Consider the following 13,786-nt stretch of genomic DNA (forward strand, 5'->3'; position numbering starts at 1 on the left):
GAGGAGTTTGAACTGCCCATCGGGGGCGTGGACAAACGACCGGAACCAGATCAGGGTGCATTTCGCTTGGGATCGCAAGAATCCACCGGACGCCTTCAATTCCTCGCCGTTACTGTCGTCGCTTCAATCCGATACTGGGAACGGCTATGGAGCGGTTCACGTTCCGAGAGCGCATGAATGGGTCATCGTCGGTTACTGGAACGGCGACTGTGACAAGCCGTTCGTGTTGGGGCGCATCAACGGCGGGACGACCCCGTCCCAGTGGCATTCGAACGCGTTGCTGTCCGGGTTCAAATCGGAGGGGTTCGGCAAGACAGGCGCCTATAACTCATTCGTTCACGACGACTCCACGAATCAAGGTGGGACGCGGCTGGTCAGCTATACCGGCAAGAGCTATGCGGCGCTGACGCAGGGCTACTTGATCAAGCACGAGGGCAACACGCGCGGGCAGTATCTGGGCGCTGGTTTCATCCTGCACGCCGACGAGTTCGGTGCGGTTCGTGCCAGCAAGGGGTTGTCCATCAGTGCGCACTCGAAATCGTACGACGATGAGCAGATGGGCGTGGACGAGGCGCGGTCGCAGTTGCAGCAGGCGGGAATGCTGGTCGAATCGCTGTCTAGCGCAAGCACAACCGCTCAGGCGGAATCGCTGCAAACCGGACAGGATGCACTCAAGGCGCTGTCGAAGGACATCCAGCACCCGGTTTCAGGCGATACGTCAGGCGGGGTGACGGCGGGCGGCGGTACGGGCAGCGCCAACGGATTTTCGCAGCCGAACATATTGGTATCGACGCCGAAAGACATTGCACTGGTCGCGGACAGCTCGACGCATATCGTGGCCGAGAAAGAGGTCAACGTCGTCAGTAACGAGAACACGTACGTTGCAACGGGCAAGTCGTTCGTCGTGGCGGCCGCGGAAAAGGTGAGCTTCTTCGCGCAGAAACTCGGCGCATTCTTTGTGACGGCGAAAGGTCCGATCAAGCTGTCGGCCAACACGGATGACGTGAACATCAATGCGGGTAAAGACGTGACCGTGAAGGCCAAGCGCATTGTGCTCGACGCCGATGAAATCATCATCAAGGCGGGCGGCTCTTACACCCGGTGGGTGGCCGCTGGCATTGAAGACGGCACGCAAGGCCCGCGCACGATCAAATCGGCATCGCTCAGCCGTCAGGGGCCGAGCTCGATTGCGCAGCATATGAACAGCCTGCCGCAGGCCAAGTTTAACGATCCGTATGTGCTGCGCGATCGCATCACGGGCGAGGTGCTGAAAAATCACCCCTACGAACTGATCCGCGGGGATGGCACACGCTTGACCGGGATAACGAACGAGCTGGGGCACGTGGCCGAGCAGAAGAGCGACGATATCGAGAAGCTGGCCGTCCGCGCATTGCGGCCGAAGCCGACCGGTCCTGCGGCATGAATCCGATAACCGATGGTCGAATCTGAAGAACGACATGAGCGAAAACACAGATCAATCCGGCGGCGGATCGCCGTTCAGTGACGATGCCGAGAACGAAGTTGTCCAGCAGGCTGGTCGCACGGACAAGGACGGAGCGTCGGTCGGGCATTTTACGTTGACGCCGGCGAGTGACACGCGCTCCAAAGAACTGCTGTGCGATGTGCGGCCAATCATTCCGGTGATCTTCCTGCCAGGCGTGATGGGCTCGCCGTTGGTGAACGCCGAAACCGGTGACGAGATATTCTTTGCACCGGAGACGGATGGCCTGTTGGGGAAGGCGGGCGCGTTGCCAGCACTGATTGGTATGTGGTTCAAGGGCGCGTCCACGCGGGAAAAGCTGTTCGATCCGACTCTGGCAGCCGTCACCCCGTTCGGGCCTGTCAGTGCTGGCAAGCACGAAAACGATGACGACCCGAGCCAGTACGTGGACGAGAAGGAGGCTGTTCGGAGAGGTTGGGGCTCAGTGTATCGGTCGAGCTATCAGCCGATGTTGGCGTGGCTGCAGGAGCAACTGAACGAGCCCATGCATCTGGGGAAGCATAAAGGGCCCTGGATTCAAGGCGACCCTGACGGCAAGAAATGGGCGTTCAAGCCACTGCTAGATACCGAGCCTTCCGTGTATGGAGCGATCGATGCCGGCACGCAAGGCCGTGGGCATGCGATCGCGAAAGATTCTGAAGTGTTCAAGCACTTCATGAAATACCAGTACCGAGTGTACGCAATTGGGTACAACTGGCTGCAATCGAATGAAAAATCGGCGCAACAGGTGATTGACGGCACGGATTTCAAGGACAAGAAGACCGGCAAGACGACGCGCCTGATGGGCATCAAGGAGATCATTGAGGAGAACCATAGCGGCAAGGCGATCATTCTCACGCACTCGATGGGCGGGCTAGTCGCACGGATGGCGATCGCGATGCACGGTGGAGCGGGCCTGATGCACGGTGTATTCCACAACGTGCTGCCGGCGACCGGCGCACCAATCGCGGCGAAGCGGTTCCGCACCGGAGGCGGCAGCGAGGGCGGGGTGAACGGTTTCATTAATGGTGCCCTGCTCGGGAGCGACGCAGATGAGTTCGTAGCGGTGGCCGCGAATGCGCCGGGACCGCTTGAGCTGTTGCCGATGCCGGATTACCACAACGGCGAACCGTGGTGGATATTTGCACGACTCAACGGCGAACCGGTGATGAAGTTGCCGAAGGATGGAAATACTTACGATGATGTCTTCACTAACCCCAAGTGGTACGGCTTGGTGCCCGAGCAATCGGCATCGTTACTCGATCCAGCCGGAATTATGAAAGAACGACTTGATAAAAGCCCTCAAAAAAAGTCGGTGGTCGATAACTTCAAGGATACAATTAAGAAAGTTGTCACAAATCAAAATAAAATAATTAACATCTATCACGACAAAACGTATGTTGCCTACGGGGATGGAGAGCTGAAACCAAGGGCGGCGGTATCGGCCGAAAATCACGGCAAGTCCACGATCGAGAAGGGCGAGAATCTGGCCGATCTGTTGGCATGGGGTACGGTGATTTGGAAGGGAGATGTGCCGGCGGGCGTGACGGAGGAAGAGCTGCGCGCTGCGCGGTTCCTGGGGGAGAAACACGACGATTCCCACACTGGAAAGCTGCGCGTGCACTTGGATTCGCGCAACGTCACGGTCGAGTTCGAGGTGCAAAAGGTAGCGAAGCTGCCGCCGGGTAGCGAAACGCCCGATCCGGAGAAGAATGGCATCGTGCCGGGTGACGGAACGGTGCCGGTCTGGTCCGCCGAAGCCCCCGCGCGCGGCGCGGAGGGAGGCGCAGCCCACGGCGTACAAATGGTGTTTGCCCAGGGAGGCTATGTGCATCAGGAAAGCTATAACCATCCGTGGACGCGCTGGGCGCTCCTCTATAGCGTCGTGCAAATCGCGCAGGATGCCCCGGAGCCGAAATGCTGACACGAATTGGCCGATTTCTATTTTTAGTGACAGGCATATGCGCCTGTTCGATAACGTTTTCCGGTGAACCGATCATGACGAATCCCTTGTTGTCCAAGCCACGGCCGTGGTGCATCGGCCGCTTCGTTTTTGAACGCCCAGTGGCAAGCGAAATTACCAATCAACGATATGAGTTTCAGGGAGAAAAACTGGAGACGCGGTACAACGTATCGTCTGCAACGTATCAGGGAAAAGTTGCCGCTCGGGAAAAAGAGTTGCGTACAAAAAAACGCGTTAATCCTGGGCGCAGAAACGAAGAGACAAATCATGTATGGCTGGAGAAGGCATTTTCTCCTACAAAGGATTCCAGGGTGTTCGTATTCCAGGATGCGGTTTCGGCTAACGGGCTGCCTTTCGATACTGAGGGATATATTTACGAAAACAATACCTTGTTTCATACAACTAGCAGCGTCGGTTCGGCAGCAATTGGTGATGTCGAGAATATTTATAATGGAATCTATCGTCGGATAAAGGCGCGCGATAACTGGTCGGTCCCAACCGAATCGGGGTTCTGTTTCGACGGTGGGATTGCCACAGGCTCGTCGACTTCTACCGAGGAGGTCAGCCAGTCACTGGCGCTGATGCCGGGGCGACCGGCGCTACTCGTCATCCAGATGCGGGATTCGGTGAACGCGGACCAGAAATCGCCATTAACCAAAACCCTTCCCGAACTGCGCGCGAAGATGGATCAGGTTTCGAGCGGCAGCTACCGTATCCTGCGACAGGGCAAGCGCACGGTGGCTGGGATGGACGCTGAGGAAGTGCTGTTCGCACTGAAGGAAGGCGAGATCACGTCCTATCGTTTCTACCTGCTCGCGCCGGGCGATCCGAGTACGTTGGCGAAACCACATACCGCGATTCAGTTGCTGCTTGGGGCAAGCAGTCCCGATTTGAAGCCTGAGGAGGCAACGTCACCGGTCGATGAGGCCGGCGCCCTGCAAACGTGGGACACGCTGTTGAACAGCCTGCGACTGCGGCCGGGCGCAGTCTGAACGGAGGCGACATGCGACGCTACGACATCGTGAAGGATGACGCGACGACAGTCGGAGGCATCGTGCAGGGTGGTGACGGACGAGACATTCTGCACGACCGCGAACAAGCGTATGAACACGATCCGGTGTGGTGCCCAGTGTGCAAGACCCTCGGCGTGATTGAGTGCGACGGGCCACGTTATTCGAGCACCGGGCCGGATGGTCGACAGGCGGCGCTGAGTGACGACCTCTGTCGGTGCGCATGTCCGACGCCGCCGAAGCTGGTGGCGTCGCAATCGGTATCGTATGTCGAGGTCTGAACGGCAGGTGATACGAACGGAATATTGAACGGAACAAGTAGCACTCCGTTTGGCACTGGGCCGATATCGTGATGCCAGAGGCCGGCTTCTTTTTTACTCTATCGGTACCGAGACCCTGTTTCAGTGACAACCCGTGACGAACGTTTCGAAATGCTTCGGGCTGACCTTGCGGGCGCGGGTTTTGTATTACTCGACCGCAAGTGGCATACCGTACATCATCAGTATCGATTCCGTTGCGTGGACAAACATGTTTCGTCGATGTCCAGGGCAAGTTTTATGCTCCGGGTGCGCGGACGTGGCGGGCCATTAATATGCCATCAGTGCAGGATTAAAAGGACTCTGATCCGTATTTATGACGTCGCCCATCAAGCAGGCGGTCGGTGCCTGAGCAAGCGGTATCGTGGAAAACATGCGAATTACCGTTTCGTCTGTGCCGCAGGCCATAAGTTTGAGGCCACGGCCGCTTCAGTCTTGGGCGGTCACTGGTGCGCAAAGTGCTCGACTGAACGGCGATCCGAGCGTCGTAGATATCAAGGCGGACTGAAGCCGATACAGGATCGTGCGCGAGAGCGGGGCGGCGAATGCTTGTCGACCGTCTACGATGGCCGGATGGCGAAATATCGACTCAGATGCGGCTCAGGACACTTCAGGCTCGTTACCGACGCCTCGTGAGCCAGGTCTTCCTGACTCTTGCCAGCATGTCGACGGACTTCCTTGAGCCGCTTGCCAACGGCGACGGTGGTGGGGCTGTCATTGTGGCGATTCCTTATGGAAGTCGCCTCAGGTGGTAGCAAAATAGTAGCGCCAAAGAAAAAGGGGTTAGCATCAGCTAACCCCTTGATTCCTTGGTCGGAGCGAAAGGATTCGAACCTTCGACCCTCTGATCCCAAATCAGATGCGCTACCAGGCTGCGCTACGCTCCGACGAGCCAAAGATTCTATCGTCTAATGGGTGACCGGGTCAATCACGTTTTGCATACGGCGCACATCATCACGAACCGCTCGCGATTGGCGACAATTCGAAGTGTGATCGTCCGGCCCGCGGGTGGTCGGCCGAACCATTCGTCGAAGCATGGAGGGAGACATCATGATGAACCTGATCCTGTGGCGCCACGCCGAAGCCGAAGACTACGCGGCAAACGACCTCGCACGCCAGTTGACGGCCCGCGGGCGCAAGGAAGCGCAGGCCATGGCCAAATGGCTGCGCAGCCGGCTCGAGTCGAATAGCGTGATCCTCGCGAGCCCGGCGGCGCGCACCGTGCAGACGGTCGAGGCGCTGACCGACCAGTACCGGACCGTCGATGCGCTCGCGCCGGGCGGCAGCGTCGACGACGTGCTGGCCGCCGCCGGCTGGCCGGACGGCATCGCGCCGACGGTCGTGATCGTCGGACACCAGCCGACGCTCGGCAGCGTCGCGGCGCAATTGATGGCCGGCAACGACGACAGCTGGAGCATCAAGAAGGGCGGCATCGTGTGGCTCGCGAGCCGCACGCGCGACGGCAACCATCAGGCCGTGCTGCGCGCGGTATTGACGCCGGAGCTGGCCTGAAGGGGTTTGCGGGCTTTGATCATACGGTTTCGCAAGCTTTCTGCTAAAGTCAATTCGGCGACACGTCATTGAAAGGACACGGTCGTGCCACAGAACGGTAACGACCGGTTACTACATTGGCTGGCATGTCGTCCTATTCCTTACGATCAGGAAAGCCTAATGCGAGAACTGCCGACGCCTACGCTCCCTTTTGCCTCGCTTCCCCTCGACACGACGCGGCGTCACCTGCCGCGCGCTGCTGAAACCGTCACATCCGAGTACCGTCTGCGTGCCGCCTGGGCGCGCACGGAAGACGAACTGCGCGAGGCCCAACGCCTGCGCTACACCGTGTTCGCCGAAGAGATGGGCGCGCAGGTCAGCGGTCCGTCCGGTCTCGACGTCGATCCGTTCGATGCCTACTGCGACCACCTGCTGGTGCGCGATCTCGACACGCTGAAGGTGGTCGGTACGTACCGCGTGCTGCCGCCGCACGAGGCCGCGCGGGTCGGCCGCCTGTATGCCGAGGGCGAATTCGACCTGTCGCGCCTCACGCACCTGCGCGGCAAGATGGTCGAGGTCGGCCGCTCGTGCGTGCACAGCGACTACCGCAGCGGCGCCGTCATCATGGCGCTGTGGGGCGGTCTCGGCGCATACATGATGCAAAACGGCTACGAGACGATGCTCGGCTGCGCGAGCGTATCGATGGCCGACGGCGGCCATTACGCGGCGAACCTGTATCAGTCGCTGCCGGCGAATTCGCTGACGGCGCCGGAATACCGCGCGTTCCCGCACACGGCGCTGCCGGTCGACGAACTGCAGACGGGCACCGTCGTCGCGCCGCCGCCGCTGATCAAGGGCTATCTGCGTCTCGGCGCGAAGATTTGCGGCGCGCCGGCGTGGGATCCCGATTTCAACTGCGCGGACTTCCTGACGCTGTTCCGGCTGTCGGACATCAACGCCCGCTACGCCCGGCACTTCCTGGGCTGAACCATCCCGATCGCGGCGCGCTGCTCCAGGCGCGCGCAAGCGAACGCCGTCGCGCGGCAGGTTGTCGCGCGACGGCGTTCGACCATTCCGGGGATGTTGTCTTATCCGACCCTGTTAATTCGAGCGATATGCGCCGACCACCGTGCGGGTGGACGCACGTTCGGAGCGGGCCCCGCGCGCGGCGGCCCGGACGACACGGCGGGCTTGCCTAGTGCTTGCGCCGCCAGTCGAGCAGATGGTGTTCGGCCATCCAGTGATGGATCATCCCTTCGCCGCCATGGTTGCGCTTGTATTCGCGCGACTCGAAATAGGACAGGGCGACGAGCACCATCAGGCCGATGAACAGGCCGATCAGGCCGGCAATCTCTTCAGACGACATGGCTGCCTCCTTTCAACGGCACAGCGCCATGGATTCATATTAGGACACGCGCGGGACGATCCCTAACCCGGAATTCCGCTAGACTCGGCGCGGTCCTGGCGCGCGATGGGCGCGCCGTCTTACGGAGCCTTCCCGATGACCCGTTTCATGCTGGCCGTGCTGGCCGCGTCCATTCTTGCCGGCTGTGCCAGCGATCCCCGCCAGGCCCGTCGCGGCCACCCGCCGCAAGATCCGGCCGATTACCACGGTGTGCCGACCGACATGACGCCGCCGTCGATGCTCGGCGAGCCGGCGTCGTCGGCACCCGCAGCCGTGCAGTGACGATAGCGGCAGGCCTTCGCGGTCGTCAGGTGCCGGCCGCGGCCGCGTCGGCGCCGATCCGCCGCGTCAGCGCCGGCAGGTAGCGCGCGAGCGTCGCGCCGCGCGCGACCATGAACAGCAGCAGCGCGAACCACAGCCCGTGATTGCCGAACGGGCCGACGGCCGCCAGCGTCGCGGCGATGAAGATCGCGAACGACGCGACCATCGCACGCATCAGCGATTGCGTCTGCGTTGCGCCGATGAACACGCCGTCGAGCAGGAATCCCCACACGGACACGATCGGCGAGACCGCCGCCCAGGGCAGGTAGCCCAGCGCGACCGCGCGGATCTCGGCCTGGTCGGTCAGCCGCGCGACGATCCAGCCGCCCGCGGCCCAGTAGACGAGCGCGAACAGCAGCGCGCCGAGCGCGGACCACAGCAGCGTGACGCGCACGGCCTGCCGGAAGGCGGCGCGGTCGCGCGCGCCGGCGGCGGCGCCGACGAGCGCCTCGGCCGCATGCGCGAAACCGTCGAGTCCGTAGGCCATGAAGGTCTGGAAATTCAGCAGCAGTGCGTTGGCCGCGAGCGTCGCGTCGCCCTGTCTGGCGCCGAGATGCGCGAACCAGCCGAACGCGCCGAGCAGGCACAGCGTGCGCAGGAAGATGTCGCGATTGAGCGCGATCAGCCGCTTGAGTGCCGCACGGTCCGCGAGCGCCCGCGCGGCCAGCGGCGCGAGGCCGCGCGGCCGCAGCCGCCACAGCATCCAGGCGCCGAGCGCGAAGCCGCATGCGTCGGCGGTCGCGGTCGCCGCACCGATTCCGGCGATGCCCCAGCCGAAGCCGTACACGTAGAGCAGCACGGCCCCGATATTCACCGCATTGATGAAGACCTGCGCGACGAGCGCGAGCCGTACGCGTTGCACGCCGAGCAGGTAGCCGAGCACGACGTAGTTGGCGAGCGCGAATGGCGCGCTCCAGATCCGTGCGTGGCCATAGGCCAGCGCCGTCGTGCGCACGGCCTCGCTGCCGCCCAGCGCGGTCAGCGCGAACGACAGCAGCGGCACCTGCAGCGCGAGCACGGCGGTGCCGAGCGCGAACGCGACGATCAGCGCGCGCAGCACGTTCAGCCGGATGCCGGCGGCGTCGCCGGCGCCGTGCGCCTGCGCGACGAGGCCGGTCGTGCCCATGCGCAGGAAGCCGAAGCCCCAGAACACGAAATTGAAGAACAGCCCGCCGAGCGCGACGCCGCCGAGATACTGGGCGCCGTCGAGGTGGCCGGCGACGGCCGTGTCGACCGCGCCGAGGATCGGCTGGGTCAGGTTTGCGAGGACGATCGGGAAGGCGAGCGCAAGGACTCGCCGGTGCGAGACGGCGGCCGACCCGGTGCCGGCCCCGTGCGGTAATGCGGATTCGGACATGGCGAACGCGTCAGGCGCGTTCCTGCACGCAGACCCACGGCGACACGACGACCGCCCACAGCTCCGGATTGCGCGCCGCGAAGTCGGCGGCGGTTTCCGCCGGCATGCGTGCGACGAGGCCGGACGACAGCCAGCGCGTGACCTGTTGCGCGTCGTCGCCGGCGATCGCTTCCGCGACGCTCACGAGATCGAGATCGCGTGCGACCGACAGCAGCTTGCCCTGTGCGAAGAAGCGTTCGAGATCGCACCAGTCGATCTTGGCGGTTTCGCCGAGGAGTTTGGCGTAAAGCGGGCTGTGCGACGCGCCCGCGGCGGATTCGTGTTGGTGGGAGGACATCGGTTGTGTGCTGGAAAGACTGCGTGGCGCCACTATAAACCATCCGGGCGAGCGGCCGGCCGCCCGGTACGGCCACGACCGTTTCAGGCGTCGCGCAACGCGCGCCGCACGATCTTGCCGGTCGCCGTCATCGGCAGGCCGTCGACGAACGCGATCGCGCGCGGGTACTCGTGCGCGGCCAGGCGCGTGCGCACGTGCGCCTGCAGCGCCTGCACGAGCGCGTCGTCGCCGACGTGGCCGGGGTTCAGCACGACGAACGCCTTGACGATCTCGGTGCGCGTCGGGTCGGGCACGCCGACGACGGCCGCCATCCGTACCGCCGGATGCGTGAGCAGGCAGTCCTCGATCGGCCCCGGGCCGATCCGGTAGCCGGCGCTCGTGATCACGTCGTCGTCGCGGCCGACGAAGCGCACGAAACCGTCGGCGTCGATCGTGCCGGTGTCGCCGGTGAGCAGGTAGTCGCCCGCGAATTTGTCGCGCGTGGCGGCGGGATTGCGCCAGTATTCGATAAACATCACCGGGTCGGGGCGGCGCACCGCGATGCGCCCCTCGACGCCGGGCGGCAGCGGCGTGCCGTGCTCGTCGACGATCGCGATCGCGTGGCCGGGCACGGCCTTGCCGATCGCACCGGGCTGCGCATCGAACAGCGCCGCGCACGACGACAGCACCATGTTGCATTCGGTCTGTCCGTAGAACTCGTTGATCGTCACGCCGAGCGCGTCGCGCCCCCAGGCCGTCAGCCCGGTGCCGAGGGATTCTCCACCGCTCGCGACCGATTTCAGCGCCAGCGCGTGGCGCTCGCGCGGCGCCGGCACCGCGCGCATCAGCTTCAGCGCGGTGGGCGGCAGGAACGCGTGGGTCACGCCGTGCCGCGCCATCAGCGCGAACGCGGCTTCGCCGTCGAACTTCTCGAAGCGGCGCGCGAGCACGGGCACGCCGTGATGCCATGACGGCAGCAGCACGTCGAGCAGCCCGCCGATCCAGGCCCAGTCGGCGGGCGTCCAGAACAGGCGTGCGTCGCGCGGGAAGCATTGCTGCGACATCTCGACGCCCGGCAGATGGCCCAGCAGCACGCGGTGCGCATGGAGCGCGCCTTTCGGCTTGCCGGTCGTCCCGGACGTGTAGATGATCACCGCCGGATCGTCGGCCGCGGTGTCCGCCGGCACGAAGTCCGGCGATTCGGCGGCGAGCGCGGCGTCGAAGCGCCGCACGCCAGGCGCGTCGGGTGCATCGTCGCCGATGCAGTAGCACGTGCGCAGCATCGGCAGTTGCGCGCGCAGCGACGCGATCTTCGCGTAACCGGCTGCGTCGGTGACGAGCGCGGCGGCTTCGCTGTTCGCGAGCCGGTATTCGAGTGCGTCGGCGCCGAACAGCGTGAACAGCGGCACCGCGATCGCGCCGAGCTTGTACGCGGCGAGATGCGCGATCGCTGTTTCCGGACCCTGTGCGAGGAAGATCGCGATCCGGTCGCCGCGTTGCAAACCTGCCCGCGCGAGGCTGTTCGCGAAACGGTTAGAAGCATTCTTCAGGTCGTCGAACGTGAGGCGCGACACGTCGCCTTGCGCCGTTTCGTGGATCAGCGCGAGCCGTCCGCTGCCGTCGGCCCACTTGTCGCAGACGTCCACGCCGATGTTGTAACGGGCCGGAACGTCCCACCGGAAGCGGGCGAGCAGGTCGTCGTAGCGGTCGGCGGCGGGCAGCATGCGAGTCTCCTTGGCGTCGATCGTCGGCATCGGTCGATGGATTACATCGGCATTTCACGCGACCGAAACCACAATGGCGTCTGATAGATAGGGAATGTGCGGACTCGTGCAACCGGTGCGGCTCAGTGCACGATTCCGTCATGACGCATAAGATCACGACAAAACAGTGATATGACCATGGATTTGCTTCTGATAGCTGCGGGGTTCAGCCTCTTCGGAATCGGGGCGCTGGTGGCGTTTGCCAGCCGCGTCGATCCGCTGTCCGGCCGGTTCACCGGCCGTCTGCGCAAGCGCTGACACAACCTTCCCGTTCTCCCTCGCGACGACATGCGATGCGTGCCGGCATCGCGTGTCGTCCGTCGCCTGCCGTCGACGCTGGCGCGCTCAGCGCGCCGGCAGGTAGCGTGCCGGATCGATCGAGCGGCCACCGTAGCGCAGCTCGAAGTGCAGCGCGGTGCGATCGCTGTCGCTGTTGCCCATCTCCGCGATCGTCTGCCCCTGCGTGACCGGCTGGCCTTCCTTCACGAGCAGCGCACGGTTGTGCGCGTAGGCCGTCAGGTAATCGGCGTTGTGCTTGAGGATGATCAGGTTGCCGTAGCCGCGCAATCCGTTGCCCGCATAGACGACGGTGCCCGGCGCGGCGGCCAGCACCGGCGTGCCCGCAGCGTTCGCGATATCGATGCCCTTGGATTTCGAGCCGTCGAAGCTGCGCACCACGTTGCCGGCGGCCGGCCAGATCAGCGCGATGCTGCTGGCCGGCTTGACCGCCGATTCGACCGGCGCGGAAGGCGCGGGGCGGCTGCGGCCCGCGCTGCCGGTGCCGGTGGTCGACGCGGTCGTCGTGCCGGGCGGCGGCGCGACCCGCAGCACCTGGCCGACCTCGATCGCGTCGGGGTTCGTGATCTGGTTCCAGCGCACGATGTTGGCCGTCGACGTGCGATTCTCGCGCGCGATCTTGTAGAGCGTGTCGCCGCGCTCGACGCGGTAGTAACCCGGGCCGACGGGAGCGGAGCCGCACGCGACGAGCAGCGCGGCGCAGGCGGCCGCGACGAGCCGCTTCGTTGTTGTTCCGATCATTGAACCTCGCAAAACCCTGCCGCGCGCGACGCGGCAGGCGATACAAAACGTCCGATTTTAACGGGTTCGACCCGCGCACCGCAGTTTCGGGCCGCGGGCGCGGCCGGCGTGCACCGGTTCGGCGCGGCCGATGTCAGCCGGCGAGCGGCAGCACGCGAATCCGCAGCGTGGCCGTTTCCGTCGCGCCCGGCGCGAGCATGCGCAGCCCGAGGCCGTTGTGGATCGCGTCCGGCAGGCCGAGCCAAGGCTCGACGCAGTAGAAGTCCGATTCCGGTTTTTCCGTCCAGGTCGTGACCGCGTACCACGGGATCGAGCCCGGTACGTCGAGCGCGATCTCGATCGTGCGGCGGCGGCCCGGCATCACGATGCGTACCGGCGTGGACGGCGCGCCGTCGAGACAGTGGAAGCGGTCGAGGATGTCCGGATCGCCGAGGCTGTACGACGCTGCGCCGGGCTCGAGCGGGCTGATCGAGCCGTCGGCGTGCTGCATGCAGCGGCGCGTCGGCGGCAGCTCGAGCGTGGTTTCTGCACGTTCGCCGTGCGGCAGCGCGAAATAGAAATGATGGCCCGCGTAGTAGGGCAGCGGCGTGTCGCCGCGGTTGGTCGTGGTGAGCGCGACGTCGAGCGTGTGCGCATCGGCGAGCCGGTAGGTCGTCTCGAACCGGAAATCGAACGGATAGCTGTCGCGCAGCGCGTCGTTCGCGTCGAGCGTCATCGACAGCGCGGCGCCGTCGGCCGACGGGCGTGCCGCGAACGGCAGGTCGCGCGCGAAGCCGTGCATCGGCAGGTCGCGGACCACGCCGGCGGCATCGCGCCAGCGGCCCAGTTCGCCGTCGACGCGATGGCGGCCGAGGAACGGAAACAGCAGCGGATTGCCGCCGCGCACGCGCGCGAGGTTGCTCCAGTCGGCCGCGTCCGGCCAGAAGATGACCGGCTCGCCGTCGACGTGCCACGACAGCAGGCGGCCGCCGAATTGCGGGGCGACCCGAACGAGCGACGGGCCGGCGTGGAGTTCATGAATGTCGTGCTGCTGGAAGATCGGCATGGCGAATCGGTATGAACGGGTGGGCGGGGTGCGCGATGGCGCGCTCCATTATCGGGTTGCGACGCGGTCGGGGAAAACCCTTCTCGGGGAAATTGCGAGTTTTTCAACCTGCCGACGGTCTGGATAATGCCTCTAAACCGGTGATGTTGCCGGGTCATGACACTTCGTGGAGGGGGCCATGGATCTGGCAATGGCAATGGGAATCGCACTGTTCGGCATGTTCACCGGCAGCACGGTATTGTTTTTCTATCAGCTCGGCCGCTGACGGCAATTTCTGCCG

Annotated in this window: 13 protein-coding genes and 1 tRNA gene; 7 read left to right on the top strand and 7 right to left on the bottom strand. The window is 64.2% G+C overall.

Annotated elements, in window-relative coordinates; translation table 11 throughout:
* From U4Z31_RS34250 to U4Z31_RS34265, 4 genes are all read left to right on the top strand, one after another.
* Nucleotides 1–1,423, top strand: a 1,423-nt coding sequence (locus U4Z31_RS34250) for a DUF2345 domain-containing protein (protein WP_321812710.1), incomplete at its 5' end; no start/stop codon positions are given.
* 34 nt (nt 1,424–1,457) lie between these two features.
* A complete protein-coding gene (locus tag U4Z31_RS34255) occupies nt 1,458–3,404 on the top strand; it encodes an alpha/beta hydrolase (RefSeq protein WP_321812711.1) in 1,947 nt (648 codons plus the stop codon).
* Between the two features lie 74 nt (nt 3,405–3,478).
* Nucleotides 3,479–4,435, top strand: a complete 957-nt coding sequence (locus tag U4Z31_RS34260) for a T6SS immunity protein Tli4 family protein (protein WP_321812712.1) — start codon at nt 3,479–3,481, stop codon at nt 4,433–4,435.
* Nucleotides 4,436–4,446: 11 nt separating this feature from the next.
* Nucleotides 4,447–4,734 carry a PAAR domain-containing protein gene (locus U4Z31_RS34265; RefSeq protein WP_321812713.1) on the top strand — a complete coding sequence of 96 codons (288 nt, stop codon included), beginning with the start codon at nt 4,447–4,449 and terminating at the stop codon, nt 4,732–4,734.
* An 846-nt stretch (nt 4,735–5,580) separates the two neighbouring features.
* On the opposite strand, the gene U4Z31_RS34270 is transcribed toward U4Z31_RS34265, so the two are convergent.
* Nucleotides 5,581–5,657, bottom strand: a tRNA-Pro gene (locus U4Z31_RS34270).
* A gap of 163 nt (nt 5,658–5,820) precedes the next feature.
* On the opposite strand from U4Z31_RS34270, the gene sixA reads away from it, so the two are divergent.
* Both sixA and U4Z31_RS34280 read left to right on the top strand, forming a co-directional pair.
* Nucleotides 5,821–6,282 carry a phosphohistidine phosphatase SixA gene (sixA, locus tag U4Z31_RS34275; RefSeq protein ID WP_044844883.1) on the top strand — a complete coding sequence of 154 codons (462 nt, stop codon included), beginning with the start codon at nt 5,821–5,823 and terminating at the stop codon, nt 6,280–6,282.
* Between the two features lie 159 nt (nt 6,283–6,441).
* The gene (locus tag U4Z31_RS34280) at nt 6,442–7,248 is read left to right on the top strand and encodes a GNAT family N-acetyltransferase (protein ID WP_257775169.1); all 807 of its coding nucleotides are present in this window, start codon (nt 6,442–6,444) and stop codon (nt 7,246–7,248) included.
* Between the two features lie 208 nt (nt 7,249–7,456).
* Here the strand turns inward: U4Z31_RS34280 and U4Z31_RS34285 are convergent, their stop codons facing one another.
* Nucleotides 7,457–7,627 carry a hypothetical protein gene (locus U4Z31_RS34285; RefSeq protein WP_014897413.1) on the bottom strand — a complete coding sequence of 57 codons (171 nt, stop codon included), beginning with the start codon at nt 7,625–7,627 and terminating at the stop codon, nt 7,457–7,459.
* A 135-nt stretch (nt 7,628–7,762) separates the two neighbouring features.
* On the opposite strand from U4Z31_RS34285, the gene U4Z31_RS34290 reads away from it, so the two are divergent.
* On the top strand, nt 7,763–7,948 hold the full coding sequence (locus U4Z31_RS34290; protein WP_044844881.1) for a hypothetical protein: 186 nt from the start codon (nt 7,763–7,765) through the stop codon (nt 7,946–7,948).
* A 25-nt stretch (nt 7,949–7,973) separates the two neighbouring features.
* Here the strand turns inward: U4Z31_RS34290 and U4Z31_RS34295 are convergent, their stop codons facing one another.
* The 5 genes from U4Z31_RS34295 to U4Z31_RS34315 all read right to left on the bottom strand — a co-directional run bounded on the left by U4Z31_RS34295 (nt 7,974) and on the right by U4Z31_RS34315 (nt 13,506).
* Nucleotides 7,974–9,344, bottom strand: coding sequence for an MATE family efflux transporter (locus U4Z31_RS34295; protein ID WP_321812714.1), 1,371 nt, complete (start codon nt 9,342–9,344; stop codon nt 7,974–7,976).
* A 10-nt stretch (nt 9,345–9,354) separates the two neighbouring features.
* Nucleotides 9,355–9,681 (bottom strand): DUF2288 domain-containing protein, encoded by a 327-nt coding sequence (locus U4Z31_RS34300; RefSeq protein WP_012363583.1) that lies wholly within the window; start codon nt 9,679–9,681, stop codon nt 9,355–9,357.
* An 83-nt stretch (nt 9,682–9,764) separates the two neighbouring features.
* Entirely contained in the window at nt 9,765–11,384 is a 1,620-nt protein-coding gene (locus U4Z31_RS34305) for an acyl-CoA synthetase (protein WP_321812715.1), read from the bottom strand.
* A 384-nt stretch (nt 11,385–11,768) separates the two neighbouring features.
* Nucleotides 11,769–12,461, bottom strand: coding sequence for a peptidoglycan DD-metalloendopeptidase family protein (locus U4Z31_RS34310; RefSeq protein ID WP_044844879.1), 693 nt, complete (start codon nt 12,459–12,461; stop codon nt 11,769–11,771).
* Nucleotides 12,462–12,594: 133 nt separating this feature from the next.
* Nucleotides 12,595–13,506, bottom strand: a complete 912-nt coding sequence (locus tag U4Z31_RS34315) for an aldose epimerase (protein ID WP_321812716.1) — start codon at nt 13,504–13,506, stop codon at nt 12,595–12,597.
* Between the last annotated feature and the right edge of the window lie 280 nt (nt 13,507–13,786).

The organism is Burkholderia sp. BCC1985 (assembly GCF_905339915.1).
In the GTDB taxonomy this organism is placed as follows: domain Bacteria; phylum Pseudomonadota; class Gammaproteobacteria; order Burkholderiales; family Burkholderiaceae; genus Burkholderia.